This is a genomic window from Pandoraea sp. PE-S2R-1 (assembly GCF_002179865.1).
Lineage (GTDB): Bacteria > Pseudomonadota > Gammaproteobacteria > Burkholderiales > Burkholderiaceae > Pandoraea.
Genome location: NZ_NGUR01000009.1, coordinates 446748 through 472804, shown reverse-complemented (window position 1 = coordinate 472804; position 26057 = coordinate 446748). Strand labels below are relative to the sequence as shown.

Genomic DNA, 26057 nt, shown 5'->3' with positions numbered 1-26057 from the left:
AGGAGACATGTCACATGGCGGCAAACAGGTTCACACGCAGTTACTCGTTTTCGTCGGCGTTCTCGTTGGCGTTCTCGCTGAGCGCACTGTCGCTATGCGTCGCCGCGTTGGCTGCGCCGACGCTGGCGCATGCACAACCGGCCGCCGTCACCATTGGTGTGACGTTGTCGACGACGGGGCCGGGCGCATCGCTGGGCATTCCCGAGAAGCAGGCCATCAGCATGTTGCCGCAGACATTGGGCGGTGTGCCGGCGCGCTATATCGTGCTCGACGACGCCACCGACCCGACCATGGCGACGAAGAACGCACGCCGTCTGGCGACCGAAGACAAGGCGGACGCCATCATCGGCTCGTCCACGACGCCCGCGTGTCTGGCGGTGGCGGCCGTGGCGCTGGACACGCGCACGCCGCAGTTGGGGCTGTGCCCGTTCGTGCCGAGTGCAGCGCAGATGCGCTACGTCTTTTCGCTGCCGCAGTCGGTGGCCGTGATGGCCGATGCCGTGCTCGACGACATGAAGGCACACAAGGTCAAGACGCTCGGCTTCATCGGCTTCTCCGATTCGTATGGCGAAGCGTGGCTGAAGGACATTCAGGCACGGGCGGCGGCGCGGCAGATTCAGGTGGCGCCGGTTGAGCGCTATGGCCGCAACGACCAGTCGGTCACGGCGCAGGTGCTCAAGCTGCAAGCGGCCAACGTCGATGCCGTGATCATCGCCGCGAGCGGTACGCCCGGCGCGTTGCCGATGAGCACCTTGCGCGAGCGCGGCTACAAGGGACGGATCTATCAGACGCACGGCGTCGCCAATAACGACTTCCTGCGCGTGGCGGGCAAAAGTGCCGAAGGCGTGATCCTGCCGGTGGGCAATATCCTTGTCGCCGAACAACTGCCCGGCAATCACCCGGGCAAGGCCGTGGCGACCGACTTCGCCAAGCGCTACGAAGCGCAATACGGGGCCGGGTCGCGCAACCTGTTTGCGGGCTACGCATACGACGCTTATCTGGTGCTCGATCACGCGGTGGCCATGGCGGCCAAGCAGGCGCAACCGGGCACGCAGGCGTTCCGCGATGCACTGGTGACGGCCATCGAACAGACGCGCGGGCTGGCGGCCACGCACGGCATGATCAACATCAACGCACAAGACCATTCGGCGTATGGCGAAGACGGTCGCGTGCTGGTTACGGTCAAGGGCGGCAAGTGGACGATCGACTGAACGTGCAGCAGCGCCGGCTCGCCGCGCCGGACATCGAGCGCGACATGCGGGCGGACGGCAGCTTCGTGATCCGCTCACGCGCCACGCTGGGCGAATTCTCGCGCAGCCCGGCCGACTGGCTCGTGCAATGGGCCGGGCGCACGCCAGACGCGACGTTCGTGGCGGAGCGATGGTTCGGCGGCGCTGATGCCGCGCGTGGGTTGTGGCGGCGGGTGACGTACGGCGAAGCCCTCACGGCGGCACGGGGTATCGGTCAGGCGCTGCTCGATCTCGACGTGCCCCGCGACCGGCCGGTGGTGATCCTGTCGGACAACAGCGTGAACCATGCCCTGCTGGTGCTGGGCGCGATGATGGCGGGGCGCCAGACAGCCATTGTGTCGTCGGCGTACTCGCGCATCGCCCGCGACATGAGCAAGTTGCACGGCATTCTGGCGCGGCTCGACCCGGCACTGATCTATGTCGAAGATGGCGAGACGTACGCCCGTGCGCTCGACGGCGCACCGGTGCGCTGCCCGGTGGTCGCCACCCACAACGCGCGCCCGGGGTGGCTGCGCTTCGACGATCTGTCGTCGACGCACGCCACTGCCGCACTCGACGCCGCCTTCGCGCAAGTGACGCCCGACGATACCGCCAAGTTGTTGCTGACGTCGGGCTCGACCGGCAAGCCGAAGATCGTTGTCAACACGCACCGCATGCTCGCGGCGAATCAACAGATGATTGCGCAGTGCTGGCAGTTCATCGACAACGCCGCACCGGTGGTGGTCGACTGGTTGCCGTGGAGTCACACGTTCGGCGCGAATCACAACTTTCATATGGCGCTGCGCAATGGCGGGGCGTTCTATGTGGACGATGGCCGCCCTGTGCCAGAGTTGATCGGCCGTTCGGTGGAGAGTCTGCGCGACGTATCGCCGACGCTGCACTTCAACGTGCCCAAGGGGTTTGAGGCGCTCGCGCCGTATCTGGAAAGCGACGACGATTTCGCCGCGCGCTTTTTCGATCGCCTGCAAGTGTTGTTTTACGCGGCGGCGAGCCTGCCGCCTGCGGTGTGGCAGCGTTTCGAGCGGCTGGCGGCAAGGCATTGCCGCGAAGGCAGCGCGTTGCCGTTCTTCACCTCGGCGTGGGGCGCGACAGAAACCGCACCGCTCATCACCAGCGTGCATTTCCCGATTCCGGGGGCGGGAAACATCGGTGTCCCGGCACCGGGCAATGAACTCAAGTTCGTGCCTAATGGCGACAAGCTGGAAATGCGCGTGCGCGGCCCGTCGGTGTTTCGCCGCTATGCAGGCGACGAACAAGCCACCGCCGCCGCGTTCGACGACGAGGGCTTCTATCGCACAGGGGATGCCGGGCGTTTGAGCGACCCGGGCAATCCAAACGCGGGCGTGATCTTCGATGGCCGCGTGTCGGAAGACTTCAAGCTGACGAGCGGGACGTGGGTGTCGGTGGGCGCATTGCGGTTGCGCGCCGTGACCGCACTCGCGCCGTTTGCCTCGGACGTCGTGATCACCGGTCACGACCGCGACGAAATCGGTCTGCTGATTTTCCCGTCCCCCGCGCTGCGCAAGACCGCAGGCGATGCGACGGCGCAGCACACGGGCAAGTCGCTGGCGTCACACGAAGCGGTACGTGCGCTGATACAGCAGGCGCTTGCGGGACTCGCGGAGGACACCGGCACGTCGCAACGTGCCGCACGCGCCGCCATTCTTTCGTCGCCGCCGTCGCTGGAGCAAGGGGAGATTACCGACAAGGGCTACGTCAATCAGCGCGCGGTGCTGAATCTGCGTGCCGAGGATGTGGCACGGCTGTATTCCGATTGCACATCGGTGATCCATCTGCCGGTGCCACTATCGGTGTGAAGCAAGGTTGGGGGAAGTGGTGCAGAAGCGGCAGCGCGCCGACGGCAATCTGAGCCGTCGGCGCGCGAAGTCGCTTGAAGTTGAATAGACGAAACTTGTCAGGCCAAGGCTTCGCCGTGACTTTCCGGCAGGAAGAAGTAGACGATGATGGCCGCGAGCAGGAAGAACCCGGCCGTCGCGCCGAGGGCCGCACTCACGTTTTCACCGCGCGACAGCAGACCGACGGCAGCCGGCGCCAGCGCACTGGCCGCGCGCCCGGTGTTGTAGATGAAGCCCTGCGCCGTGGCACGCACTTGCGTCGGAAACATCTCCGCAAAGGTCGGTGCAAAGCCGCTGTAGAACCCCGTTCCGAAGAACGCTACGACCGGGCCGAAGGCGAGCAGCAGCATCGGTTCGCGAATCGCCACGTACAGCGGCACCGTCACCGCCGACACCAGGAAGAAAAGCAGAAACGACTTGCGGCAACCGATGCGGTCGGCGATGTAGCCGAAGCACACAAAGCCCGCTGCCGCCCCGATCTGCATGATCACGATCCACGTGGTCGAGCGCATCAGGTCGAAGCCCGGGCCGCCCTGATCGATCGGCGTCGACAGATACGCCGGAATCCACGTGAACAAGCCCCAGTAGCCGCACATGGCAGCCGCCGTGAAGGCGAGTCCGACGAAAGTGCTGCGGGCATAGGGGCCGAACAACATGCTGAGCGTCTGACCGAGCGTGAGACGCACGCGCTGTTCGCGCCAGATCGCGGGCTCTTCCACATGGCGGCGCACCCAGAACGCGAGCACCGTCGGCAACAGACCGAAGGCAAACACCCAGCGCCAGCCGAAGTGCGGCAGGATCACCGCCGCGACGATGGCCGCCACCGCATACCCGACGGCAAACGCGCTCTGCACCCACGCCATGACTTTGGCGCGATGCTCGGCAGGCCACGTTTCGGTAATGAGCGCTGCGCCGGCCGACCATTCGCCGCCAATCCCCAATCCCAGCAGAAAGCGGAACACGAGCAACTGCGTGACTGAATCGGCGAAGCCGCACAACGCGGTGCCGATGGAGTAGCAGAGGATCGAGAGAATCATCGAGCGCGTGCGGCCGATACGGTCGGCGAGAAAGCCGAAGAACAGGCCGCCGAACGCTGTTGCCAGCAGCGTGAGCGAGGCAATCATGCCCGCGACGCCTTTGTCGAAATGCAGATCGACGCTGATGTAGCGAATCACCATCGCGAAAAGCATCAGATCCATGATGTCGAGCATCCAGCCGATATAGGCCGAACCGAATGCCCGCCATTGCGCCGGGCTAGCGCCGCGATACCACGCCCGGCCCGCTGCGCCCGCCGGTTTCAGGGCGGTCGTACCAGTGTCCATTCTTGTCTCCTTCATGAAACTCATCCTAATGTCATGTCTCGTGTATCGACTATCGATACGCATGGATATGATTTCGTTTGAATGGTAGCAGGTCGCTTCGACGTGGTGTCTCGTTGTAAACCATAAATAGTGCTTTGCGTATCGATAATCGATACTTAATGCGAAGATTGTTCCGAAAGTGGAGCAGTCAGGGTTCAGAAAAATTCAGCGCCACGCGGACGGGTTGTCTGGCGGGCAGGTCTTAGGAGATTGAGAAGTGAAGCCGTTTCAATTGCGTTTGTATGAGGATGTCATTGCGCCGAACCATCCCCCGGTGTATCTGCCGGCGGCCCGTCGGGCGATTTACGTCGTGCGTGGCGATGTGGCGATCGAGTTCGACACGGGCGCGCAGCATCACGTGGCGGAAACCGCGTGGCTGGGTGAGGACGATGTCGCGCTGATCGCGGGTGGCGAGGGTGTGACGTTGTGGCGTTGGGAGTTGATGTCGGGCGACGCGCCGACACCGGGAGAAATCGCTTCGGCACCGGGCGCGTCGTCGACGCTCAAGCTCGATGCGCCGATCGAGCTGGACCCGCGCCAACGCTGGCTCATGCGCTGTGACAAGGTACAATTCCCCCCCGGCGGCGTGGCACATACGCACGTGCATCAGGGCCCCGGTGTGCGATGCACGCTCGAAGGCGAGATCACGATCGAGACGCTCGGTGCGTCGCACACGCACAAGGCGGGCGAGGCTTGGCTGGAACTTGGCCATGCACCGGTGCTGGCACCGACGACCGAAGCGCGCGATACGACGTTCATCCGCTGCTTCATCCTGCCGCGCGCGTGCCGCAATCGCAGTTCGATCCGGTACGTGCGCCCCGAAGACGCGAACAAGAACAAGCCGCAGCGCTATCACGTGTTCGGCGAGCGTTTCATCTCGCTCGACGCGCAATAGCCGCTACGCGACAGTGACAAAGGACACGCAGTGAAACGATCGAAGGACACTCCGGCAGACGTCATGTCGACGCCGCGCAGCACGCAATCGACGCGCCCGCCCGAGCAGGGCGGTGCGATGACGGGTGTTGCCGGCGATGAACCCAACACGTCGTCGACTTCGGTCATTTCGCTGCGCATTCTGGAGTTGCTGGCCGAGCGCAACGCCGAGTGCGGCGTGACGCATCTCGCCGAAGCGCTCGGTGTACCCAAGGCGCGCGTGCACCGGCATCTGACGGCATTGCGGCAAGAGGGTTATGTGGTGCAGAACCCGCGCTCGAGCCGCTATCGCATTGGCTGGCGTCTGTTCCTGCTGGGTCAGAAACTGGTCAAACAGTTCGACGTAGTCGGGCTGGCGCGTCCGGTCATGGAGGAATTGCGCGATGCGGTCGGCCAGACCATCGTCATCAGCTCATTCACCGAGACCGATGTGGTGGTGCTCGACGTGATGCGCGGTCGCAGTCCGCTGGAGATTCTGTTGCACCCGGGCACGCAGTTCAAACTGCACAGCGTGGCGCAGGGCAAGATCGCGCTGGCGTTTGGTGCACCCGAACGGCGTGATGCCGTGTTGGCCGGGCCGCTCGATGCTTGCACGCCGCATACGATCACCGACACGATGCGGCTCTCGCATGAGCTGGCGTTGGTGCGCGAGCGCGGCTGGGCCGATGCGCCGGAAGAGGTTTTTCTGGGCGTGAATGCATTGGCCGCGCCGATCGTGCAGGACGATGGGTCGCTATTCGGCACGCTCGCGATCGTGGGCTCGATCCACTATCTGCCGGCGCACCCGAATCCTCAGACGGTGGCCGCGTTGACCGACGCCGCCAAACGCATCTCGCGATTGCTGGGTGGTGAGCGGGGCGGTTGAAGATACGGCAGTGATGCGGCGCGCAGCTGGCGCCGCTGTCGCTTACATCCGCAGCAGGGCAGCGGCGGCGATCGTCAGCACGAGCAACATCATGTGCGTGAGTTGCAGCCCTTCCTGACGAATCCAGTACCCGAACCACAGGCCGCCGATCATCATCAGCAGCCAAGCGGCAGCCAGTGCCGTGAGTCCGAACATTCCCCAATGCATTCCAGCGGCGTCCGACCCTCCGGACGCCAGCGCAACGGCCAGCTGCATGCCGCCATAGGCGAGGCAGATCGCCGCCATCCCCTGCAAGACAATCATCACGATCAGGGCCATTACGGCCAGCCCTTTGGCATCGACTGCGCGGCGCACTATGGGGATGTCGATGGCGGGCGCCTCGCGCAGTGGCGCCATGCTCAGGGTTCTGCCGATGGCCCCGCTGGATGCGCCGAATGCGACGAGATTATTGAGTGCCGCGATCGCTGACCAGAGCGCGAGGCCGAGGATCACTACGCATTTGAAGACGACAAAGGCATCGACCGAATCAAACATCCAAATCACTCCTGCGGCGGAAAAGGCTCGGCTTTTGTGGGTAGGCCAAAGCATAGGGGAGTGAGGAAAATTATGCAATATGATGCTTGGATAATTGATGGGGAGTGAATATCGGTACTCAACGAGCCTGTGCCGGCGAATCGAGTACCGCCTTTGTACAAGTGCGTCTGAAGATTCAAGCGGCTGCCGACCGGTGATTCTTCGGCAAACACCCCAACCCCTTGAGCGTCGCATGCACCGCTTCATCGAGCGGGGTATGCGGTTCACGCCCAAGCGCATTGAGAAGGTGCGTGTTGTCCATGCGCACCGGGCGCGACCACAGGTAACGCATCTCCAGCAACTCGCGCAGCGTCGTGACGAACGGCGCGGCGGCCCACACGACCCACCACGGAAAGCGGCGTGATTTGACGTCGACGCCGTACCGTCCCATCACGCGTGTAATCGCTCCCGCCATTTGTGAACCGTCGCTATCCCAATGGCCGGCCATATGGAAGTTGGAAAACGTCGGCAACGTGTCCCGGCGCTCGATCAGCGCAACCATCGTGCGTGCCACGTCCGGCAGATACGACCATTGATGACCCACACCCGGCGCGTTCGGCACTTGCACGATCTTGGCTGTCTGCCCCGGCTTGACGAGCCCCTGACCAAACCAGCTATTGCCTGCGTGCGGCCCGAAGAAGTCACCGGCGCGTACGATGATCGTCGCCACACCCTGACGGCTGGCAGCCCGCAGACGTGATTCCATTTCCACGCGAATCTTGCCCTTACGCGTCAGCGGGTGTTGCTCGGCATCTTCACGCAATACCGGAAACGCATCCGGCCCGAAGTTGTAGACGGTGCCCGGCAGCACGATGGTCGCGCCATGCGCCGTGGCAGCCGCGATGGTGTTGTCGAGCATAGGCAGCACCTGCGTCGACCAGTTGCGATAGCCCGGCGGGTTGACGGCATGCACGATCACGTCGCAATCCCGCGCGGCACCCAGCACGTCCTCGGCATTCATGGCGTCTCCATCGGTCCATTCAATGCCGATATCCGGCGCATCGTTGCGCGGCGCACCGCCACGGCGCATGGCCCGAACGCGCCAGCCGGCCGCCAGCAATTGCACGGCCACTTCGCCGCCGATTCCGCCCGTTGCCCCCAGCACCAATGCGCGTGACGCTTTCTCGTGGTTCATGATGTCGCTCCCAAAACGTTGTCGATGGAGCCATTCTCCGCGCGAACGGATTCAAATAAAATTGCCTAAATCCGTCCATCGGCTATACATTTTTGTATGACATCAAATCTCAGTTGGGATCTCTGCCGGACGTTTCTTGCCGTGCTGACCGAAGGGTCGCTCTCGGGCGCCGCACGCGCACTCGGCATCACGCAACCCACTGCCGGCCGTCACATTGCTGCGCTGGAGGAGGCGCTGGGCCAGACGCTGTTCACGCGCTCGCAAACGGGGTTGATGCCGACCGACGCGGCAGAGTCGTTGCGCCCGCATGCGCAGGCTATGCAGCACACGGCGTCGGCCTTCGCACGCGCGGCGGCGAGTCGCGACGATGGCGTGAACGGGGTAGTGCGAATCTCCGCGAGCGAAGTGGTCGGGGTAGAAGTGCTGCCGCCCATGCTGACGGCGCTGCGTCGCGCGCATCCGCTGCTGTCGGTCGAACTGGTGCCGACCAACCGGATACAGGATCTGCTGCACCGCGAGGTCGACATTGCGGTGCGCATGGCGCCGCCGCAGCAAGATGCCTTGATTGCGCGTCGCGTCGGCAGCATCGACATCGGCCTGCATGCGCGCGACGACTATCTGGCCCGCTACGGTGCGCCGGCCACGCTGGCCGATCTGGCCAACCACACGCTGATCGGCTTCGATAGCGTGACGCCGTTCATCCGGGCGGCGACGGCGGGGGTGCCGGAATGGTCTCGCGACGCGTTTGCATTTCGCGCGGACAACGATCTGGCCCAACTGGCCATGATCCGGGCAGGGTATGGCATCGGCGGTTGTCAGGTGCCCATTGCGCGGCGCGATACACGACTGGTGCGCGTGCTGCCCAACGCTTTCCGCTTCAAGCTCGTCACTTGGGTGACCATGCACGAAGACCTGCGCCAGAGCCCGCGTTGCAAGGTCACGTTCGACGCATTAGTGGCCGGATTGTCCGCCTACATGGCCGTTTGAGCCCAAATATCGCGTGTCAGCCGTTAAATTTGATGATATACAATATATCAATAATTTTAACGATCACGAGACACTCACTGCGCCATGTTCGATCCCGCATTGTTCGGTCGGATGTCGCCCGGGGTATTCACGCCCGGGCGTCCCTTGGCGGCGTCAGCGCAAGACGACGCCACTTCAGCCAATTCAGCCACCCCGGCGTCGGCACTCGCCGCGTCTTCATCACCCTCTGAATCATTACCGCCCGGGCGTCATCCCCTTGGGTTGAGCGACGTGCGTGACGCGGTGCTGTATGTGCCACCCAATCTGCCGAAGGATAAACCCGTTGCGCTCTTCGTGATGTTCCACGGCGCGGGTGGCTTTCCCGAGAAGGTGTTGCCGTTCATCGAGCCGCATGCCGACCGTCACGGGTTTCTCGTGCTCGCGCCGCATTCCACGTTTCCGACATGGGACATCGTGATCGGCGGCAACGGCCCCGATCTCGAACGCTTGCAGCAAGCCCTCGGCATCGTCGCATCACGCTATTCGATCGACACCTCGCGCGTCGCGTTTGCGGGCTTTTCGGACGGCGCAAGCTACGCGCTTTCCATCGGCGTCACCAATGGCGATATCGCGAGTCACGTCATCGCGTTCTCCGGCGGCTTCATGTCGATCTTCGTGCAGGAAGGGCAGCCGCGCGTGTTCATCGCCCACGGGTTGATCGACGAACAACTGCCGATCGCCACGAGCGGGCGCAACAACGCCAACAAGCTCAAGGCGTCAGGCTACGACGTCGAGTATGTCGAATTCGATGGCTTGCACATCATCGAACCGGGTGTGGTGGCACGCGCCATCGACTTCTTCCTCGCCTGATCGCACGCGGCCGACAGGCCATGCGGGCGCGGGCTCCACGCATTACGGGGAGTGCCGTACATGGATTTCGAAATTCCGGAGTCGTTGATTCATCCGCTGTTGCAACTGATCGGTACCGACTCACCGCTCGGCAAACAGATGACCGCCTATGGCGTGTGCCGAGGCAACATTCTGGTGTCGAGCGAATGGTTCGACGCCAAGTCGCTCAACACGCTCTACGTGCTCTGCAAATCGCAGAACGAGCGCGCCCTGATGTTCCAGATGCTGGCGCTCGATAACGTCTACAACGCCCCGCAGGCACGCGTGATTCCGAGCCTCGACAAGTTGGTGCCGGGGCTCGTCGCCTATCTCGCACGTGACGTCATTGACGGCTGGTTGTATCAGCGGCATCGAGACGGTGCGCTGTTGCCGTGGCTGGTGCGCCGCCTGCGTTATGTCGAGCCGGAGCAGGGCTCGCCGTATGTCGTGTTGGACATGCTGGCCAACACGATGCAATCGGCCAATTTGAATGCGTCGGAACATCGTCCGCGTCGCTCGGGCATGACGACCTCGCTCGTGTTCACGCGCGACGACATCGTCAATCGAACCATTCCCGAGTTGCTTGCCGAGTTCGGCTTCTACAAGGAATGTGCGGAGTTCAAACACGAATACGAGCAGCACGCGCAGCGCTTTCTCAAGTTGCAGCGCGCATTCGGTGCGCAGTTCGTAATGCGCCGTGCGGCGTTTTCCGTCGATCCGAAAGGCGTCACCGAACTGGTGCGTGTGGTCGAGGGCGTGACGGCCAAATGCGTGAACGACGAGGAGCGGCTGGAGCGGAATTTCGAAATGGCCTGCGATGCGGATTTCTGGCGCAATGCCGAGATCGCCTCGGCGTTCGAGACCATTCCGCTGCACTGCTATGTGCACGTCTTCCATCTGGACTGGCACCGCAATCTTTGGGTGCACGTGCAGAACATCACCGAGTACGAATACCAGCCGGCATTGCGCGACAAGCTGGTCCTGCCCGCGCATCATCACGATCTGATCGACATCCTCACGTCGAACATGGACACGATGATGCCCGACTTCGTGCCGGGCAAATCGGGCGGCGCGACGATCCTGTGCCAAGGCGCGCCGGGGCTGGGCAAGACGCTCACCGCCGAGATCTATTCGGAAGTCGTCGGCAAGCCGCTGTACCGCGTGCATTCGGGGCAATTGGGCACGACGGCGGCGTCGGTGGGCGCCACGCTCATGGGCATTCTGCGCCGCGCCATGCGCTGGAACGCGATCCTGTTGCTCGATGAGGCCGACGTCTACATTCGCCGCCGCGATAACGATCTCGAACACAACGCCATCGTGGCGGAGTTTCTGCGCTCGCTGGAGTACTTCCACGGCCTGCTGTTCATGACGACCAACCGGATCGGCGACGTGGACGACGCGATTCTCTCGCGCTGCATCGCGACGATTCACTACGAGACACCATCGCCCGCCGACGCGCGGCGTTTGTGGCGCATGCAGGCGGATCAGGTCGGTGCGTATCTCGACGACGGGCTGATTGAAGTGCTGGCCAGCCGATATCCCGATGCGAGCGGGCGCGACATCAAGGAACTGATGAAACTCGCGAGCCGCTATTGCAAGGTCCGAGACCTGCCGTACACGGAGGATGTGTTCCGGCTATGCGGGCTGTTCCGGGGATATCCCGGGTAAGGATCCAGCGGACGAGAGGCGCGTGAGTCTCGCTGACCGCGCATCAGGCCCGCACGTCCGCCTTCAACCGGTCAGCCTTTCGCGGGCGTCTGTCGCCGAAGCACGACGTGCGTGGCCTTCTCCGAGGCGACAGATTTCACGCATTCGTAGCCCAGCGCTCGCAAATCAAGGCCTTCGAACAGCGCCTCGCCACGGCCAAGCAAGATCGGCGAGATGGCAATGTGAAGCTCGTCGATAAGACCCTCGCGAAGATATTGCCGAAGGGTGTCCGCGCCGCCGCCGATGCGCACGTCCTTGCCGCCTGCGGCCTCGCGTGCACGATCCAGTGCCTCGTGAATGCCGCCTGTGACGAAGTGGAATGTCGTGCCGCCCGCCATCTCGAGCGACGGGCGGGCATGATGGGTCAGGACGAAAACCGGCACGTGATACGGCGGGCTGTCGCCCCACCAGCCTTTCCAGTTCAGATCGGGCCAGTCGCCACGAATCGGGCCGAACATGTTCCGCCCGAGAATCCATGCGCCGACATTCTCGAAGCTTCGGGCGGCGAATTCATCGTCGACGCCGGTGGTCCCGCCGTCCTTACCGAACAACTTCTGCTGGAAGGTGCGTGTCGGCAACAGCCACTGGTGCAGGTCGGTCCCGCCGATACCGAGCGGATTGTTGATGTCCTGATCGGGCCCGGCGCCGTAGCCGTCGAGCGAAATGGTGAAACCGTTAACGCGAACTTTCGTCATCGTTTGCCTCCGTTGGGCGTCTGGCAATGCATCGCCAGCGGTGATTGGATACCGCTTTACGGCTCATGACAATAAGTCATGAAACACCGCAACATCCTGATATGCGGGAAAACTAGAGGCGCGCGCGAGCGCGGGTCTGGATATATTGAAGCCAGACCGGCGCCGGCATGACGGCCAGCTCTCGCAAGCCCCTCAGCCAGCGCCCGGACGCTCCCACAGGAGACGAGTGGCCGCCATGAGGGCGGCCCGGCGAGGAGACGCAGTGGAAACGCATGGCGAACTGCACCGGGCGATACTGAACAATATCCCGGATCAGGCGTGGCTCAAAGACACCGAGTCGCGATATATCCTCGTGAACGACGCCTTTATGGCCGCTTGCGGCCGTCCCGAGAAGGACATCATCGGCAGCACCCCCGACAAAGTCTGGTCGTCCGACTGGGGGCGCGTCTATCTGTCGACCGACCGGGCCGTCGTCGTGAGCGGCGTGCGGCGCCGTTACGAGGAAAGCCGCCCCGGTGCCGATGGCGCCCCGCGCTGGTTCGATACCGTCAAGATGCCCGTGCGCGACGAACAGGGCCGCATTGTGGGCACCGTCGGCATCTCTCGCGACATCACCGACCGCAAGCGCTCCGAAATGGCGCTGCTGGATTCCCGCGCCCAACTGCGGCAACTCTCGGCCTACCTGCAATCGGTGCGGGAAGCCGAGCGCACCCGGCTATCGCGCGAGCTGCACGATGAACTTGGGCAATGGCTGGGCGGACTGCGTCTCGGCCTCAATTACCTCGAAGCCCAGCCGGGCACCGTGCCGCCCGATCAACCGGCCCATGTGCAGATGCTCAAGGAACTGGTCGACGCCACCATCGACGCGGTGCATCGCATTGCCGCCGACCTGCGTCCGGCCGTACTCGACGAACTCGGCCTGCATGCCGCGCTGGAATGGCTCACCGAATCGTTCACGCAGCGCCACGGCCTGCCATGCGCGCTGCATATGGCCGAAGACGTGACGACCGGGCTCGACAGCGAATGCAGCACGGCCATCTTCCGCATCGTGCAGGAGTCGCTGACCAACGCGAGCCGCCATGGACAGGCGTCGCAGGTGACGGTCACGCTGGATATGCGCGACGGCCACTGTCACGTCACCATTGCGGACGACGGTCGCGGTATGGACACCGCTCTCGCAGGGCATGGCCAGCGACTGGGCCTGATGGGCATGCGTGAGCGCGCCCTGATGCTCGGCGGGGCGTTCGAGATTGACAGTCAGCCGGGGCAGGGCACGCGTGTAGTTGCGCGCATCCCGCAGCATCCGGCAGGCGCTGACGGAGTGCCACGGTAATGCGCATCATGATCGCCGACGATCACGCGATCATTCGCGACGGCCTGAAAAAGATCATCTCGACCTCACCCGACATGTGCGTGGTGTCCGAAGCCGTCGACGGTACCGACGTGCTCAACCGCCTGCGTCTGACCACCGTCGATGTATTGCTGCTCGATATGTCGATGCCTGGCAAGAGCGGCATCGCGCTGATCCAGCAGATCAAGGCGACCTATCCGGCATTGCCGATCCTGGTGTTGAGCATGTACCGGGAGTCGCAATACGCGGTGCAGGCCATCCGGGCGGGCGCCGCCGGTTATCTGACGAAAAACGCCGAGTCGGAGCAACTGATGGGAGCGATCCGGCGCGTGGCACGCGGTGGCACCGTCGTCTCGCCGCTGGTGGCCGACAAGCTCGTGCGCCAGTTGCAGCAACCGGCGGAAGTGCTGCCGCATACGCGCCTCACCGCGCGTGAATTCCAGATATTCCAGATGCTCGTCGAGGGCAGCGGCATCAACGACATTGCGCGTTGCCTGTCGCTCTCCAGCAAGACGGTCAGTACCCATAAGGCGAACATACTGACCAAGATGGACATCGCCTCCACCGCCGGGCTCGTGCACTACGCCATCGAGCACGGGCTGATCGTCGCCGGCACCGACGCCTGAGGGCGTTGTTCGTACGTTTCCAACGCATTGCTACGTTGCCCCGACCTCCGTCGGCGGCCAGCGTATGCACGCCCATTTGCCTCGCAAACGCCCTCGCAAACCAATGCTGCACCGCGTCTAGGGAAATTCTTAGACGAAAACCAGCAAATCCCGATGCCCCGCGTCGAGGCACTCCCATAACCTGAGTATCAGTACAAACCAACCAAGGCCAGTCCAGTCCCGCCCCGCGGGGCGAATGCCGAATGCCACCCCGGCCGCCGTTACACCGCACTTGCATCCCTATCAACAACAACATCGACAACATTCGAGACCTGAGGAGACCGCACCATGCATGTGGACCTGCTGATCAACAACGTGTGCGTGCGCGATGAAGCGCCGCTCGTGGACATAGCAATCAAAGGCGGGCGCATCGTTGCGCTGGAGCCCGGTATCGACGCCTCGGCGGACGAGATCATCGATGCACAGGGGCGGGCGGCGATCCCCGGTCTCATCGAAGCTCACCTGCATCTGGACAAGGCGCTGCTGCACCGCCGCCTGCCGGCGCGCTTCGGCACGCTCGACGAAGCCATTCGCGTGACCGGCATTCTCAAGAGCAAGCAAGAGCGCGAAGACGTGCTCGACCGCTCGCGTCAGGTGCTCGACATGGCGGTGAAGCACGGCACGGTGGCCGTGCGCGCTCACCCGGACGTCGATCTGATTCAGGGTCTGATCGGCGTGGAGACGCTGCTTGCGCTCAAGGACGAGTACAACAGCCTGCTCGATTTGCAGATCGTGGCGTTTCCGCAGGAGGGCATTCTCAAGTCGAAGGGCACCTACGAGTTGATGATCGACGCGCTGCGCATGGGGGCGGACGTGGTCGGCGGGTGCCCGTACAACGAACTGAACTGGGACGACACCAAGCGCCACATCGACATCGTGTTCGAGCTGGCGCAACGCTTCGATGCGCCCGTCGACATGCACGCCGATTTTGCCGACGACACCAGCGATCAGCGCTTCGCCGCCATCTCTTACATCGCGCAGAAAACCATCGAGACGGGCTATCAGGGGCGCGTTTCACTCGGTCACGTGACGAGTCTCGGGGCGCTCGACAACGACACGCTCGCGCCCGTCATCGAACAGATCCGGCTCGCCGGCATCAGCATCGTGACGCTGCCGGCCACCGACCTTTATCTGGGCGGCCGCAAGGACCAGCAGAACCAGCGTCGCGGGCTCACGCCGGTCAAGGCACTGCACAGCGCAGGCGTGAACGTCGCGTATTCGTCGAACAACGTGCGCAACGCGTTCACGCCGTTCGGCAAGGCCGACATGCTGCTCATCGGCAACCTGCTCGCCCACGTGGCGCAGTTCGGGGTGCCGGAGCATCAGCAGGCCATCCTCGACATGGGCACGCATAACGCCGCGCGCGCCATCGGTCTGTCGCACGACTACGGCATTGCCGTGGGCAAGCAGGCCGACCTCGTCATTCTCGATACCTACAAAGTTGCCGACGCGCTGCTCGATATCCCGCCTCGCTCATGGGTGATCAAGCGCGGGCGCATCACGGTGGTGACGGAGCATCGCTGCGAAATCCACCGCCATTCATGTTGTTGTGCGCAATGAAGTGCTTATAAAACTCAAGGAGACAATCATGAAGAAGCTGCCTGCGGAAGTTGTTGCCTCGCTACTTGCTGTCACGACCATCCCGATTGCCATGCTGCCGCTGCACCTGCCGCCGTGGGCGATCTTCATCAGCTGGGCCGCCACGTTCGCCATGGGCGGGCCGAGTCTGGTCAATCTCAAACGCATCTGGGCCACGTTGCCGGTCGGGTCGTTCTTCGCGTTCCTGATCGTGCTCGGTTTCAAACAGGCCTCGACGCAGTTCACCGGCAACACGCTCGTGCTGGCCGAGATGGTGATTCTCTTCACCGGTAACGGCACGATGATGGCGCTCGCTCGCGTGTTCCCGGGCCTGAACTTCATTCCGGGCATGTTCTTCGGCTTTGCCACGTACTTCGCCACGTTGTTCGGCGGCTTCGGTCCCGTGCCGCAAGACCCGATGGCGGCGCTCGGTGCGGCCATCGCCATGAACGCGCTCGGCCCGGTGTACGCGTGGGTGAAGGAGCGCTACTCGGCCCCGGAAGTCACGCATCACCGCAACTGGAAGGGCTGGAAGGCCGAAGTCTGAAGCCCACGACTGAGGCAGACGACTGAAGCACATCAGTCTGCATGCCATCGCATGTGGCGGCGGGGCGCTTGCCGGTGTCGGGCGCGTCTCGCCGCGAGATAACACCACGCAGGGAGGGGGTATGACGTTCGCAGGAAAAACGGCCGCCAGGCCGTCGACGACACAGGCAACGGCCGCAGGGCTGTCAGCGACACATTCGGGCATGACGGGGGACGGCGGGACCACGCGCCGCGATTTTCTGATGAGCACGGCGGCACTGGCCGGCAGCGCAGTGTTGCCCGTCGCAAATGCCGCAACTGCCGCGACCGCTGCGACCGCTGCGACCGCCGAGGCGGCTACGGCAGCACCGGCAACTGCGGCGTCCGCAGCATCCGCCACACGTGGCGATCCGCGTCTCGCGCAATCGACGCGCGGCATGGTCACCAGCCCGCACGAACTGGCCAGCGAGGCCGGTCTTGAAGTGTTGCGCGCAGGCGGCAACGCCATCGAAGCCGCCATTGCCATCGGTGCCGTGCTGAGCGTGACATATCCGCATTTCACCGGGCTGGGCGGTGACGCGTTCATGGTCATCAGCGATCGCGATGGCAACGTGCGCACGCTCTCCGGCATCGGGCAATCGGCGGCAAAGCTGCCGGCCTATCGCGGGGAGATCCCCGTGCGCGGCCCCGGCGCGGCACTGACGACGGCCGCCACCGTCGCGATCTGGGAGAAGGCGTTCGAATTCGGCCGCACGCAATGGGGCGGCAAGCAGGCGTGGTCGTCGTTGTTCTCGCGTGCGACTGAATACGCGGCCAATGGTTTTCCGGTCACGCCGTCGCAGCAATTCTGGCAGACGCTGCGTGCGAACGAACTGTCGGGCTGGGAAGGCTTCGCCTCGGTGTACATGCCGAATGGCCGCATTCCGCAAGCCGGAGAACAGTTTGTTCAGCCCGCACTGGCGCGCAGTCTCGACAGCATTGCGACCCACGGTGGACGCGAATTCTATGAGGGCGATCTGGCCGCGCGCGTCGCGGCGGGACTGAAACGCGTCGGCTCACCACTCACACTCGACGATATCGCCAAGACGCAGGCGCGCGAGGAAGTGCCGCTGCGCGTGGCGTATCGCGACGGCGAGTTGCTTGGACTGCGTCCGCCCACGCAAGGGGTGACGACGCTCGAGATCATGGGCATTCTCAATCGCTTCGATCTGGCATCGATGCCGGAGGGGAGCGCGGACTATTACCACGTGCTGGTCGAAGCGGTGAAGCTTGCCTTCATCGACCGCAACCGGTATGTCGCCGACCCGGACTTTGTCGATGTGCCGGTCGATCGTTTGCTGGCAAGTGCGACGCTCGACGCCCACGCGAGAAGCATCCGCATGGATCGCGCGATGCCTTGGCCGCATGTGTACAAGACGGGTGATACGGTCTACATCGGCGCCACAGACAGTGAGGGCAACTGCGTGAGCATGCTGCAAACGGTCTATTTCGACTGGGGCAGCGGCGTGGTGCTGGGTGACACGGGCGTGCTGTGGCACAACCGGGGCGCGTCGTTCAGTCTCGACGAGAGCAGTCCGAACGTGCTGCGTGCCGGCAAGCGCCCGTTCCACACGCTCAATCCGGGCATGTATCTCAAGCAGGGGCGGCCGCACCTGCTCTATGGCACACAGGGTGCCGACGGTCAGCCGCAGACGCTGGCCGCAGTGCTCACCCGCCTGATCGACTACGGCATGGACCCGCTGACCGCGCTCGGCCGCCCGCGCTTTCTGCTGGGCAAAACGTTCTCGGACAGCCGCGATAGCCTCAAGCTTGAACAGGATGCCGGGACGGGCGTGTTCACGGACCTTGCTGCGCGTGGGCATGAGATGAGTCCGTTGCCCGCGCAGAGCCAACTGGCCGGGCACCCCGGCGCCATTCGTATCAGCGCGCAAGGGCAGATGAGCGGGGCGCACGACCCGCGCAGCGACGGGCGTGCCTTGGGGGTGTAACGCCGTACGATTCGAAATTCAGCGGAAATCGCAGGAAAGGGTGCCCGACAACGCCGTGAAACCCCAGTTGTCGGGCACCTGTCGTGCGTGATACAAGATCGACTGCCCATCGACAATTCAAATAGTAACTATGCCCGGCAGTGCGAAATCGAATCGACCGCTTTTCGATCTGGATCTGTTGCGCTCCATCATCATGGTGGCTGACTGCGGCAGTTTTACGACGGCTGCCGCACGGCTGCACTCGACCCAGTCCACCGTCAGTCAGAAGGTGCGCCGGCTCGAAGACATGGTCGGACACAAGCTGCTGGATCGCGGCAACCGCGAAGTCCACGCCACCGATGCCGGTGAAATGCTGCTCGGCTACGCGCGTCAGATGCTTGCGCTCAACGATCAGATGTTCGAAGCGCTCTCGGGGGCCGTGGTTGCCGTGACGGTGCGCCTCGGCGTGCCGGAGGATTTCGCGACGGGGGCGACGACGCAGGTACTTGCGGGTTTCAACCGGCAGTATCCGCAAGTCAAACTCGAAGTTACGAGCGGCCTGAGCCGCGATCTGCTCGGCAGCTACGATCACGGCGAGCTGGATCTCGTGCTCGTCAAACAGCGGCGCAACAGCCGGGAATCGGTGGCATGCCGGCCGGAAAAGCTGGCGTGGATCGACAGTGCGACCCATCCCTCGTTTCAACTCGACCCCGTGCCGCTCGTCACGTTTCCGACGCGTGGCCTGTATCGCGACGACATGATCAACGCACTCGAAGCCATGGGCCGCAACTGGCGCATCAGCTTCACGAGTTCGAGCCTGAGCGGCATTCAGGGGGCGGTGGCCGACGGTATGGGCGTCAGTCTGGTGCCGCCGCGCGCGGTGTTGCCGGGCCACGTCGTGCTGGGGCGCGCACAGGGGCTGCCGGTGGTCGACACGTTCGAGCTGGCGATCTTTCATCGACCCACGGCGGACGCGATGGTCAAGGCACTCGCCAAGGTGCTGGTCGGTATGCTGGAATCGAAAACACGATCCGCGAAGTAGTGCCGCAATGCATGAAAAAAGGCCGGTGCGGCGTGTCGCCGACCGGCCTGATCCATCGCGATGTGCCGCTAATTTGCGACGGCTCCATCCCGCATGATCCTTAACGCGGCTGTGCGCCCAGCGTCAGATTCATGTGACGGTTGACATCCTTGTACAGCAGGTAACGGAACGGGCCGGGGCCACCGGCGTAGCAAGCCTGCGGGCAGAACGCGCGCAGCCACATGAAGTCACCGGCTTCCACTTCCACCCAGTCCTGATTCAGACGGTAGACGGCCTTGCCTTCGAGCACGTACAGGCCGTGCTCCATGACGTGCGTCTCGGCAAACGGGATCACGCCGCCCGGCTGGAACGTGACGATGTTCACGTGCATGTCGTGGCGCATGTCCTGCATGTCGACGAAGCGCGTGGTGACCCAGCGGCCGTCGGTGCCCGGCATGGCAATCGGTTCCACGTCCTGCTCGTTCTTCACGAACGGCTCCGGATACGGCAGACCTTCCACGGCCTGATAGTGCTTGCGAATCCAGTGGAAGCGCGCCGTGCTCTGGCTCTGGTTGCGCAGTTGCCAGTCGGTGGCGGGCGGGATGAATGCGTAGCCGCCCGGCGTGAGCGTGTTCGCCTTGCCCTGAATCGTCACCGTGATCTCGCCTTCGACGACGAAGAGCACGCCTTCGGCCTTGTCGTCCTGCTCAGGCTTGTCGCTGCCGCCACCGGCGCCCACTTCCATGATGTATTGCGCGAACGTCTCGGCGAAGCCCGAGAGCGGACGGGCCAGCACCCACAGGCGCGTGTTGTCCCAGAACGGCAGATGGCTCGTCACGATGTCGCGCATCACGCCCTTGGGGATGACGGCATACGCTTCGGTGAACATGGCGCGGTCGGTGAGCAGTTCCGTTTGAGCCGGATGCCCGCCGTGCGGCGCGTAATACGTGGTCTTCGACATTGCTAGTGGCTCCTGATAACGCTAGTTTTTCTCCCCATCGCTCGTCTTCGACTGCCTCGGCTACACCCTGCGCCTGGGGGCGCGCGCAGTGTGCTTCACCTCGGCGCGACGAACGCCAACGGTGCCATGACCTCGCGCAGGCCCGGCACCGCGCATGACAGTCAGGTCGGGGTGGACCCTGCTGTGTCCTTCAACAGGGCGGCGTCCAGCGCGAGTTGCGCCGGGCCGCCCCAATAATGTCCGTGACGAATCACCGCGCGGGCAGCCGGTGCGGCGGCAACGGCGGCGGCAGCGTTGGGTGCGTCGAACACGATGAAGCTCGCTTCACTGCCCACACGAAGACCGTAGTCGGCCTTGCCGATCACGGCGGCGGCGGCAGACGTGCCCATATCGAGTGCGACTTGCAGGTGTTCGTCGGTATAGAAGCCCGAGCGATAGCCGATCAGCATCGCGCGTTGCAGCATGTCGCCGTTGCCGTACGGCCACCAGCTGTCCTGAATATTGTCGTTGCCGGTGAACACCCGCACGCCCGCTTCGCGCAGCCGCAGAATCGGCGGGAAAGCGCGGTCGCCGGGGGCGTTGGTCATGATCGAGACACCCGCATCGGCCAGCGCACGGGCGATCACGTCGAGTTCTGCGGGGCCGATATCGCCCAGCCCGTAGGCATGACTCACCGACACACGGCCTTGCAAGCCTGCCGCCTGCGTCCGGGCGGCGATGCGATGCAGTTGCGCGAGGCCCGTCTCACCTGGTTCGTGCAGATGAATGTCGATCTTCGTGCCGTGCTTCTCGGCAATGCCGAACACGACGCTCAGTTGCCCTTGAGCGTCGCCATCGAGCGTGGTCGGATCGATACCGCCCACGACTTGCACGCCTTCACGAACGGCGGCTTCGAGAACCTCGGCCGTGCCGGGGCAGGTCATGACGCCCGCTTGCGGGAAGGCCACGAGTTCGATGTCGAGCAGATCGCGCCATTGATCGCGCATCGCCATGACGGCTTGCAGATGCGTGAGGCCGGTGCTGGCGTCGACATCCACGTGGCAGCGCATGGCCACGGTGCCGAAGGCGACGCACTGGCGCATGAGCGCGTCGGCCCGTTGGGTCATCGGCGCGGCGGCGGCGATTTCCTCTTTTTCAGCGGCCAGCCGGTCGCGCAGCGTGGCGGCCGGACGATGCGGTCGCCAGCGGTCACCGAGAAAGCTCTTGTCGAGATGGATATGCCCGTCGACAAAGCCGGGCAAGACCAGCTTGCCTTGCAGATCGATGACTTGAGCACCGCCGGTGTCGGGGGCTTGCGGGCCGACGTACGTGAAGCGTCCGTCGCGAGTGGCGAGGTGGAGGGGATTGCCGTCGGCACCAACGGCGCCGACGAAAACGCGGTGAGTCATGGAGCGGCCTCTATGCTGCCCGGGGCCTCGCTGGCGCTGCCTTCCTTCAGGTTGGCTGGGGTTGGCGCAATAGCGCCGCGGGGTCGCGTGGGGGCGTGAAGTGCGGGGAAAGACTTACAAGATAGCGAACGGACCGCGCATCGACAAATTAAATATCAAAATGCAGGGCATTCGATTTCTAAATAGTTGAGTGATGCCCGGACCTCCCGGGCGATGACCTCAGCCGACGACGATGCTCAGTGGCCATTCGAACGCACCGGCGATTTCCGCGTCGCGATCCGTCACGATGGCCTTTAGCGTCAGTTCCACGCTGCCTTCGGCGGCGACGTCGAGTTGCCAGAACGCATCGTGTGCGGGACGCGCCTCAATTTCGCCCGGTTCTCCCATCTGCGGCACTAGGACGGTGGCCTCGGGGTGACTTTGCAGTGTCAGATTCGTCAGCACGTCATCGTTGGCCAACTGCAAGTTGAGCAGTACGGCGTGCTCGCCGCGTACGGCGGTCGGCGACCACCTGACGCGTACCTGTGCGCCGGCCACGGCATTGAGATGAAGTTGCCCGTCGTTGCTTGTCAGTAGCGAGTCCAGGCCGTTGCATAGTGCGTAGCAACAAGCGGGCTCGGATTCCCCGGCGAGCAGCGCGCCGGTATCGATGACGAGCAATACGTTAGCACCGGCGGCGTTCGCCTCGCGCGCGTGGGGCGGCTTGTCTTTGGTCATCGTGAATTCCTTGCCGTGGGGCGTGAGGTCGCGCGATCCACCGAGCGGTGGATCGCCGCCAAATGAGGAGCGGGGGTTCAGTCAGCGCGCTCAGTCGTTACGAATGCTGATGAACGGATCCCATTGATAGCAGCCGCAGAGATTGCCGCTGCGATCCAGAATTTGAAACTGAAAGTGATACGTCACACGGCCGGTCTTGAGCGTTTCGCAAGACCAGAAGTAGTTCGAGACCTGTTGCTTCTTCGGCTTGGACGGGTCGTCCGGATTGGGCACGGGAATTTTGACTTCGGCCTCGCGCGGCGAGGGATCGGAGATCAACTTGACCTGAGTGCTCACGAATTTGTAGAAGATGCACGACTCTTCGAAGCCCAGCGAGAGCGAATTTTCCCGCCAGCGAATCACGTCGCCGATACGTGCGGCGACATCAAGCTCGCCGCCGGCTTGGCCGCTGACAACGTTCTTCTGCGTGACGATCATGAACACGTGCTTGGCGTCGATCAACGGCGGATTCGACATGCTGCTGTTCCGGCCATACCGATCGAGAACCGCCTTGGTGTCGATCGCGACGAGTACATCAGTAACTTCAGACATATAAGTCTCCACAAATGGGTAGAGCGAGATGCCGTCAGTCCGAGAGGCGACGGGCACGACGCGCGGCGAAAAGCGATGCCTCGCGTTTCATTTGTGGAAGCTAGAAGGCGGGAAAGGGCGCGACAACCTATCGGCGTTGCACTGCGCTGAGACTCATAGGCGACGTTTGCGAGCAATACGTTGAGAACGTTGGCTTCGCGCGTCGTGAGGTGCGATCCGTCAAAAACTACAAAACGGCGGATTGAAACGACGCCGCCCGGACCGATGCGGCCCGGGCGGGTATGGATGAAGGCTTACGAATTACGGTTGTGTTGCAGGCGGTCGAGCACATGAATGCTCAATCGCGCGGTGTGGCTGCGCATGGCGTTATAGGCGCCCTCGGCATCGGAGGCGAGCACCGCTTCGACGACTTTCTCGTGCTCGTCGAAGGACACGGTGAAACGTTCCTCGACATCCGATTGCGCGGCGCGGAACGGCGCCAGACGTTCGCGATGGCTGTCGATCAGTGCCATCAGCGTCTTGTTCTGCGTACCGGCGCTCAGCAACTGGTGAAACTCGCGGTTGAGCGCGAGATACCCGGCTTCGTCACCGGCATCCATGCATTGCTTGCTCTGAACGTGGAGCATTTCCAACTGCTTCTTCTGCATGGCGCTCATGCGTTGGGCGCTCAGACGGCAGCACAGCGCGTCGAGTTCGCACATCGCTTCGAGCATGTCGGACAGATCGTCGACGCTGATACTGGCGACGACCCCGCCCTTATGCGGCGTGAGTTCAATCAGGCCGCGCGCGTTCAACTCGCGCAGGGCTTCGCGAATGGGCGTGCGCGAGGCCTTGAAACGTTCGGCCAGCACAACTTCTTCCAGCTTCCGTCCTGGCGGCAGGCGACCGTCGATGATCTCGTCGGTCAACTCCCGGCAGATTCGGGCGGCAATGGTTTCGGCCATGGTTAGTTATCTCGTTGCGTGGACGTGCATTATTTTTTGAATCGACTTGAATTGGCTCGGATTGTATACATGCGGATTATAAGGGTATTTTTTCCCGAAGTTGTGGCCTGACGCCCCATTCGAAGGGAATGGCAGGAGATTTTGTTGATCGGTATCGCAATGTTGTATTCAAAAATGCATTTTGGAATGCAATTCACTGAGATAGTATACATGTGAGTTTGCCGGCCCCCGGCAAGCCTCTGTTCGTCACACACGTGACCTATCGATACGAAGGAGACATTCCATCATGGCCAAACTGCGTCATATCGCGCTTTCCGTGCCCGACCCCTGGAAGGCGGCCGAGTTCTACATGCAGGCGTTCGACTTCAAGAAAGTTGGCGAAACCGACTCGTCGCTCGCCCGTGGCGTGTACCTGTCCGACGGCGTCATCAACCTCGCGTTGCTCAATTACAAGAACGATGAAGCCGCCGGCGACCGCGGCCGCGAGTTCGTTGGCCTGCATCACATCGGCATCTGGGTCGACGACGTCGAAGCCACGCGCACCAAGATCGAAGCGGCCGGCGGGCGTTACTACATGGGCGAAGTGCCGGTGAAAAGCAACATCTTCTACGAGGTCAAGTTCTTCGACACGAACGGGGTGATCTTCGACGTGACTGCCCACGGCTGGGGCGGTGCATCGAAGGACGGCACGGGCAAAGACGACGCGCCCAAGCTGCGTCACGAGGGTCTGCAAGCCGACCGCAAGGGTCTTTGATCCGCATCACGCGCCGCTTGTTTTGGGGCGCCATTTCCCCGCCGGCCACGGTGTGCCGGCGGTGGACACCGCATATCAGGGGTAACCCGCTATAAAAAAACAGCTCGTTTGTATAAACAAATAGCGGTAGAAATTCAATTTCTTTGCTATGTATAATCATTCGAAAGATTGTATACATACAACGGGCGAGCGGCAGACACCCAACAAGGGGCGCCGCAAATAAAACGAGAATTCTCAGGAGACGGCATGAAGAAGCGAGTGTTAGGTGCATTGCTACTGGGCGCAATGCAAGGGGGCGCATACGCGCAATCTTCCGGAGGCGTCACGCTCTCGGGTTTTGTGGACTTGAACATCGAGCAGTTGTGGCAATCGGGCGCTAATGGCGGCAAGGTCACCCGCATGTCGAGCGGCGGTCTGAACAACTCTCGCTTCAATTTGAGCGGCTTTGAAGAACTGGGCGGCGGTAATCGCGCCTTCTTCACCTACGAGCCGATGTTCTCGGCGAACAACGGCACCCAATCGGCACAGGCGCGTCAGTCGTTTGTCGGCCTCAAGGGCCCGTGGGGTGAAGTCTCGCTGGGCCGCCAATTCACGCCGTCGTACTGGATTGCCGGTTATGCCGACCCGAGCTGGGCGGCCGACTTCAGTATGGTCAACAACATGGAGTTCTTCTACGCGTCGTACCGCGTGGACAACGCCATTTCGTACAACACGCCGCGCTGGAACGGCCTGATGGCGCGCTTCATGGCGACCACGGGCGTGGGCGATACCACGCGCGCCGGGCGCTTCCTGTCGGCCGCCGTCGAGTACCGCAACGGCGGCATCTTCCTCGGCGCCGTGAGCGAGCTGCAATACACGCGCGACATCTACTCGCCGAGCCAGATTCACTCGTCGCGCGATAACTACTTTGCCGCGACCTACAAATTCGGCAGTGTCGAGCCGACCCTGATCTATCACACGTACAACGGCTACTACGCGTACCCGCCGTACGTCGCGTTCAACGTGCGCGGCTGGGACGTACAGGCCGGGGTTCGCTACGCGCTGACCGACCGTCATCGCTTCTACGCGAGCTTTGTCCACCGTCAGGACGACGACAACAAGGCGCTCTCGAACGCCAACGGTTTCGTGATCGGCTACATGTACGGCATGTCCAAGCGCACCACGCTTTACGCGACCTACGCGCACGTGCAGCACAGCAACGACACGACGGTGCATTACCCGGTGACGTTCCAGGTCACGCCGAACGGCAATCAGAATCCGTCGGGTGTGCAACTGGGTATCCGCCACGCATTCTGATCCACGTATCTGAATTCACCAGAATCCACGCCGCCGGCACGCGCTGTGCCGGCGAGAAGACTTTGAAACG

Annotated in this window: 24 protein-coding genes; 15 read left to right on the top strand and 9 right to left on the bottom strand. The window is 63.0% G+C overall.

Going from position 1 to position 26057, the window contains the following annotated elements; all coding sequences use genetic code 11:
* Positions 1 to 14: 14 nt before the first annotated feature.
* Together CDV44_RS09180 and CDV44_RS09175 are read left to right on the top strand one after the other, a co-directional pair.
* On the top strand, positions 15 to 1211 hold the full coding sequence (locus CDV44_RS09180) for an ABC transporter substrate-binding protein (protein WP_087687746.1): 1197 nt from the start codon (positions 15 to 17) through the stop codon (positions 1209 to 1211).
* Complete coding sequence (locus CDV44_RS09175) at positions 1196 to 3067, top strand: feruloyl-CoA synthase (RefSeq protein ID WP_087687745.1); 1872 nt, start codon at positions 1196 to 1198, stop codon at positions 3065 to 3067. The genes CDV44_RS09180 and CDV44_RS09175 overlap by 16 nt, the downstream gene beginning before the upstream one ends.
* 98 nt (positions 3068 to 3165) lie before the next feature.
* Here the strand turns inward: CDV44_RS09175 and CDV44_RS09170 are convergent, their stop codons facing one another.
* The gene (locus CDV44_RS09170; RefSeq protein WP_058378468.1) at positions 3166 to 4428 is read right to left on the bottom strand and encodes an MFS transporter; all 1263 of its coding nucleotides are present in this window, start codon (positions 4426 to 4428) and stop codon (positions 3166 to 3168) included.
* Between the two features lie 256 nt (positions 4429 to 4684).
* Between CDV44_RS09170 and CDV44_RS09165 the strand changes: the two genes are divergently transcribed.
* Positions 4685 to 5362 carry a hypothetical protein gene (locus CDV44_RS09165; RefSeq protein ID WP_087687744.1) on the top strand — a complete coding sequence of 226 codons (678 nt, stop codon included), beginning with the start codon at positions 4685 to 4687 and terminating at the stop codon, positions 5360 to 5362.
* Positions 5363 to 5392: 30 nt separating this feature from the next.
* Positions 5393 to 6265: an IclR family transcriptional regulator gene (locus CDV44_RS09160; protein WP_140413477.1), complete on the top strand. Its 873-nt coding sequence runs from the start codon at positions 5393 to 5395 to the stop codon at positions 6263 to 6265.
* A gap of 42 nt (positions 6266 to 6307) precedes the next feature.
* Here the strand turns inward: CDV44_RS09160 and CDV44_RS09155 are convergent, their stop codons facing one another.
* Positions 6308 to 6799, bottom strand: a complete 492-nt coding sequence (locus CDV44_RS09155) for a DUF2165 family protein (protein ID WP_087687742.1) — start codon at positions 6797 to 6799, stop codon at positions 6308 to 6310.
* Between the two features lie 175 nt (positions 6800 to 6974).
* On the bottom strand, positions 6975 to 7973 hold the full coding sequence (locus CDV44_RS09150; protein ID WP_087687741.1) for an NAD-dependent epimerase/dehydratase family protein: 999 nt from the start codon (positions 7971 to 7973) through the stop codon (positions 6975 to 6977).
* Between the two features lie 96 nt (positions 7974 to 8069).
* On the opposite strand from CDV44_RS09150, the gene CDV44_RS09145 reads away from it, so the two are divergent.
* The 3 genes from CDV44_RS09145 (at position 8070) to CDV44_RS09135 (ending at position 11495) form a co-directional block, all read left to right on the top strand.
* Positions 8070 to 8960, top strand: a complete 891-nt coding sequence (locus tag CDV44_RS09145) for a LysR family transcriptional regulator (RefSeq protein ID WP_087687740.1) — start codon at positions 8070 to 8072, stop codon at positions 8958 to 8960.
* Between the two features lie 84 nt (positions 8961 to 9044).
* Complete coding sequence (locus CDV44_RS09140) at positions 9045 to 9809, top strand: alpha/beta hydrolase (protein WP_249277469.1); 765 nt, start codon at positions 9045 to 9047, stop codon at positions 9807 to 9809.
* Positions 9810 to 9869: 60 nt separating this feature from the next.
* Positions 9870 to 11495, top strand: coding sequence for an ATP-binding protein (locus tag CDV44_RS09135; RefSeq protein WP_087687739.1), 1626 nt, complete (start codon positions 9870 to 9872; stop codon positions 11493 to 11495).
* Positions 11496 to 11566: 71 nt separating this feature from the next.
* Here CDV44_RS09135 and CDV44_RS09130 read toward each other — a convergent pair whose 3' ends face one another.
* A complete protein-coding gene (locus CDV44_RS09130) occupies positions 11567 to 12229 on the bottom strand; it encodes a dihydrofolate reductase family protein (RefSeq protein ID WP_087687738.1) in 663 nt (220 codons plus the stop codon).
* A 262-nt stretch (positions 12230 to 12491) separates the two neighbouring features.
* On the opposite strand from CDV44_RS09130, the gene CDV44_RS09125 reads away from it, so the two are divergent.
* The 6 genes from CDV44_RS09125 (at position 12492) to CDV44_RS09100 (ending at position 19357) form a co-directional block, all read left to right on the top strand.
* Complete coding sequence (locus CDV44_RS09125) at positions 12492 to 13562, top strand: PAS domain-containing protein (protein ID WP_087687737.1); 1071 nt, start codon at positions 12492 to 12494, stop codon at positions 13560 to 13562.
* Complete coding sequence (locus CDV44_RS09120) at positions 13562 to 14206, top strand: response regulator transcription factor (protein ID WP_087687736.1); 645 nt, start codon at positions 13562 to 13564, stop codon at positions 14204 to 14206. Before CDV44_RS09125 ends, CDV44_RS09120 begins: the two co-directional genes overlap by 1 nt.
* A 327-nt stretch (positions 14207 to 14533) precedes the next feature.
* The gene (locus tag CDV44_RS09115; RefSeq protein WP_058378481.1) at positions 14534 to 15805 is read left to right on the top strand and encodes an amidohydrolase family protein; all 1272 of its coding nucleotides are present in this window, start codon (positions 14534 to 14536) and stop codon (positions 15803 to 15805) included.
* Positions 15806 to 15833: 28 nt separating this feature from the next.
* Entirely contained in the window at positions 15834 to 16370 is a 537-nt protein-coding gene (locus CDV44_RS09110; RefSeq protein ID WP_058378482.1) for a DUF1097 domain-containing protein, read from the top strand.
* A gap of 415 nt (positions 16371 to 16785) precedes the next feature.
* Complete coding sequence (locus CDV44_RS09105) at positions 16786 to 18336, top strand: gamma-glutamyltransferase family protein (protein ID WP_371328747.1); 1551 nt, start codon at positions 16786 to 16788, stop codon at positions 18334 to 18336.
* 130 nt (positions 18337 to 18466) lie between these two features.
* Complete coding sequence (locus CDV44_RS09100) at positions 18467 to 19357, top strand: LysR substrate-binding domain-containing protein (protein WP_087687735.1); 891 nt, start codon at positions 18467 to 18469, stop codon at positions 19355 to 19357.
* A 100-nt stretch (positions 19358 to 19457) separates the two neighbouring features.
* Here the strand turns inward: CDV44_RS09100 and CDV44_RS09095 are convergent, their stop codons facing one another.
* The 5 genes from CDV44_RS09095 to CDV44_RS09075 all read right to left on the bottom strand — a co-directional run bounded on the left by CDV44_RS09095 (position 19458) and on the right by CDV44_RS09075 (position 23937).
* The gene (locus CDV44_RS09095; RefSeq protein ID WP_087687734.1) at positions 19458 to 20297 is read right to left on the bottom strand and encodes a bifunctional allantoicase/(S)-ureidoglycine aminohydrolase; all 840 of its coding nucleotides are present in this window, start codon (positions 20295 to 20297) and stop codon (positions 19458 to 19460) included.
* Between the two features lie 161 nt (positions 20298 to 20458).
* A complete protein-coding gene (locus CDV44_RS09090; RefSeq protein ID WP_087687733.1) occupies positions 20459 to 21685 on the bottom strand; it encodes an amidohydrolase family protein in 1227 nt (408 codons plus the stop codon).
* A gap of 219 nt (positions 21686 to 21904) precedes the next feature.
* Positions 21905 to 22402, bottom strand: coding sequence for an AidA/PixA family protein (locus CDV44_RS09085; RefSeq protein WP_087687732.1), 498 nt, complete (start codon positions 22400 to 22402; stop codon positions 21905 to 21907).
* Between the two features lie 90 nt (positions 22403 to 22492).
* Complete coding sequence (locus CDV44_RS09080; RefSeq protein WP_087687731.1) at positions 22493 to 22993, bottom strand: inclusion body family protein; 501 nt, start codon at positions 22991 to 22993, stop codon at positions 22493 to 22495.
* 293 nt (positions 22994 to 23286) lie between these two features.
* On the bottom strand, positions 23287 to 23937 hold the full coding sequence (locus CDV44_RS09075) for a GntR family transcriptional regulator (protein ID WP_087687730.1): 651 nt from the start codon (positions 23935 to 23937) through the stop codon (positions 23287 to 23289).
* A gap of 286 nt (positions 23938 to 24223) precedes the next feature.
* On the opposite strand from CDV44_RS09075, the gene CDV44_RS09070 reads away from it, so the two are divergent.
* On the top strand, positions 24224 to 24691 hold the full coding sequence (locus tag CDV44_RS09070; RefSeq protein ID WP_246185658.1) for a VOC family protein: 468 nt from the start codon (positions 24224 to 24226) through the stop codon (positions 24689 to 24691).
* Between the two features lie 246 nt (positions 24692 to 24937).
* Complete coding sequence (locus CDV44_RS09065) at positions 24938 to 25987, top strand: porin (protein WP_087687728.1); 1050 nt, start codon at positions 24938 to 24940, stop codon at positions 25985 to 25987.
* Positions 25988 to 26057: the final 70 nt, after the last annotated feature.

Coding starts and splice junctions, on each gene's coding strand:
- CDV44_RS09085 (WP_087687732.1), bottom strand. CDS start 22,402: ATGACCAAAGACAAGCCGCCCCACGCGCGCGAGGCGAACGCCGCCGGT.
- CDV44_RS09145 (WP_087687740.1), top strand. CDS start 8,070: ATGACATCAAATCTCAGTTGGGATCTCTGCCGGACGTTTCTTGCCGTG.
- CDV44_RS09095 (WP_087687734.1), bottom strand. CDS start 20,297: ATGTCGAAGACCACGTATTACGCGCCGCACGGCGGGCATCCGGCTCAA.
- CDV44_RS09110 (WP_058378482.1), top strand. CDS start 15,834: ATGAAGAAGCTGCCTGCGGAAGTTGTTGCCTCGCTACTTGCTGTCACG.
- CDV44_RS09100 (WP_087687735.1), top strand. CDS start 18,467: ATGCCCGGCAGTGCGAAATCGAATCGACCGCTTTTCGATCTGGATCTG.
- CDV44_RS09080 (WP_087687731.1), bottom strand. CDS start 22,993: ATGTCTGAAGTTACTGATGTACTCGTCGCGATCGACACCAAGGCGGTT.
- CDV44_RS09150 (WP_087687741.1), bottom strand. CDS start 7,973: ATGAACCACGAGAAAGCGTCACGCGCATTGGTGCTGGGGGCAACGGGC.
- CDV44_RS09070 (WP_246185658.1), top strand. CDS start 24,224: ATGGCCAAACTGCGTCATATCGCGCTTTCCGTGCCCGACCCCTGGAAG.
- CDV44_RS09130 (WP_087687738.1), bottom strand. CDS start 12,229: ATGACGAAAGTTCGCGTTAACGGTTTCACCATTTCGCTCGACGGCTAC.
- CDV44_RS09075 (WP_087687730.1), bottom strand. CDS start 23,937: ATGGCCGAAACCATTGCCGCCCGAATCTGCCGGGAGTTGACCGACGAG.
- CDV44_RS09170 (WP_058378468.1), bottom strand. CDS start 4,428: ATGGACACTGGTACGACCGCCCTGAAACCGGCGGGCGCAGCGGGCCGG.
- CDV44_RS09115 (WP_058378481.1), top strand. CDS start 14,534: ATGCATGTGGACCTGCTGATCAACAACGTGTGCGTGCGCGATGAAGCG.
- CDV44_RS09105 (WP_371328747.1), top strand. CDS start 16,786: ATGGTCACCAGCCCGCACGAACTGGCCAGCGAGGCCGGTCTTGAAGTG.
- CDV44_RS09065 (WP_087687728.1), top strand. CDS start 24,938: ATGAAGAAGCGAGTGTTAGGTGCATTGCTACTGGGCGCAATGCAAGGG.
- CDV44_RS09140 (WP_249277469.1), top strand. CDS start 9,045: ATGTTCGATCCCGCATTGTTCGGTCGGATGTCGCCCGGGGTATTCACG.
- CDV44_RS09135 (WP_087687739.1), top strand. CDS start 9,870: ATGGATTTCGAAATTCCGGAGTCGTTGATTCATCCGCTGTTGCAACTG.
- CDV44_RS09155 (WP_087687742.1), bottom strand. CDS start 6,799: ATGTTTGATTCGGTCGATGCCTTTGTCGTCTTCAAATGCGTAGTGATC.
- CDV44_RS09090 (WP_087687733.1), bottom strand. CDS start 21,685: ATGACTCACCGCGTTTTCGTCGGCGCCGTTGGTGCCGACGGCAATCCC.
- CDV44_RS09120 (WP_087687736.1), top strand. CDS start 13,562: ATGCGCATCATGATCGCCGACGATCACGCGATCATTCGCGACGGCCTG.
- CDV44_RS09180 (WP_087687746.1), top strand. CDS start 15: ATGGCGGCAAACAGGTTCACACGCAGTTACTCGTTTTCGTCGGCGTTC.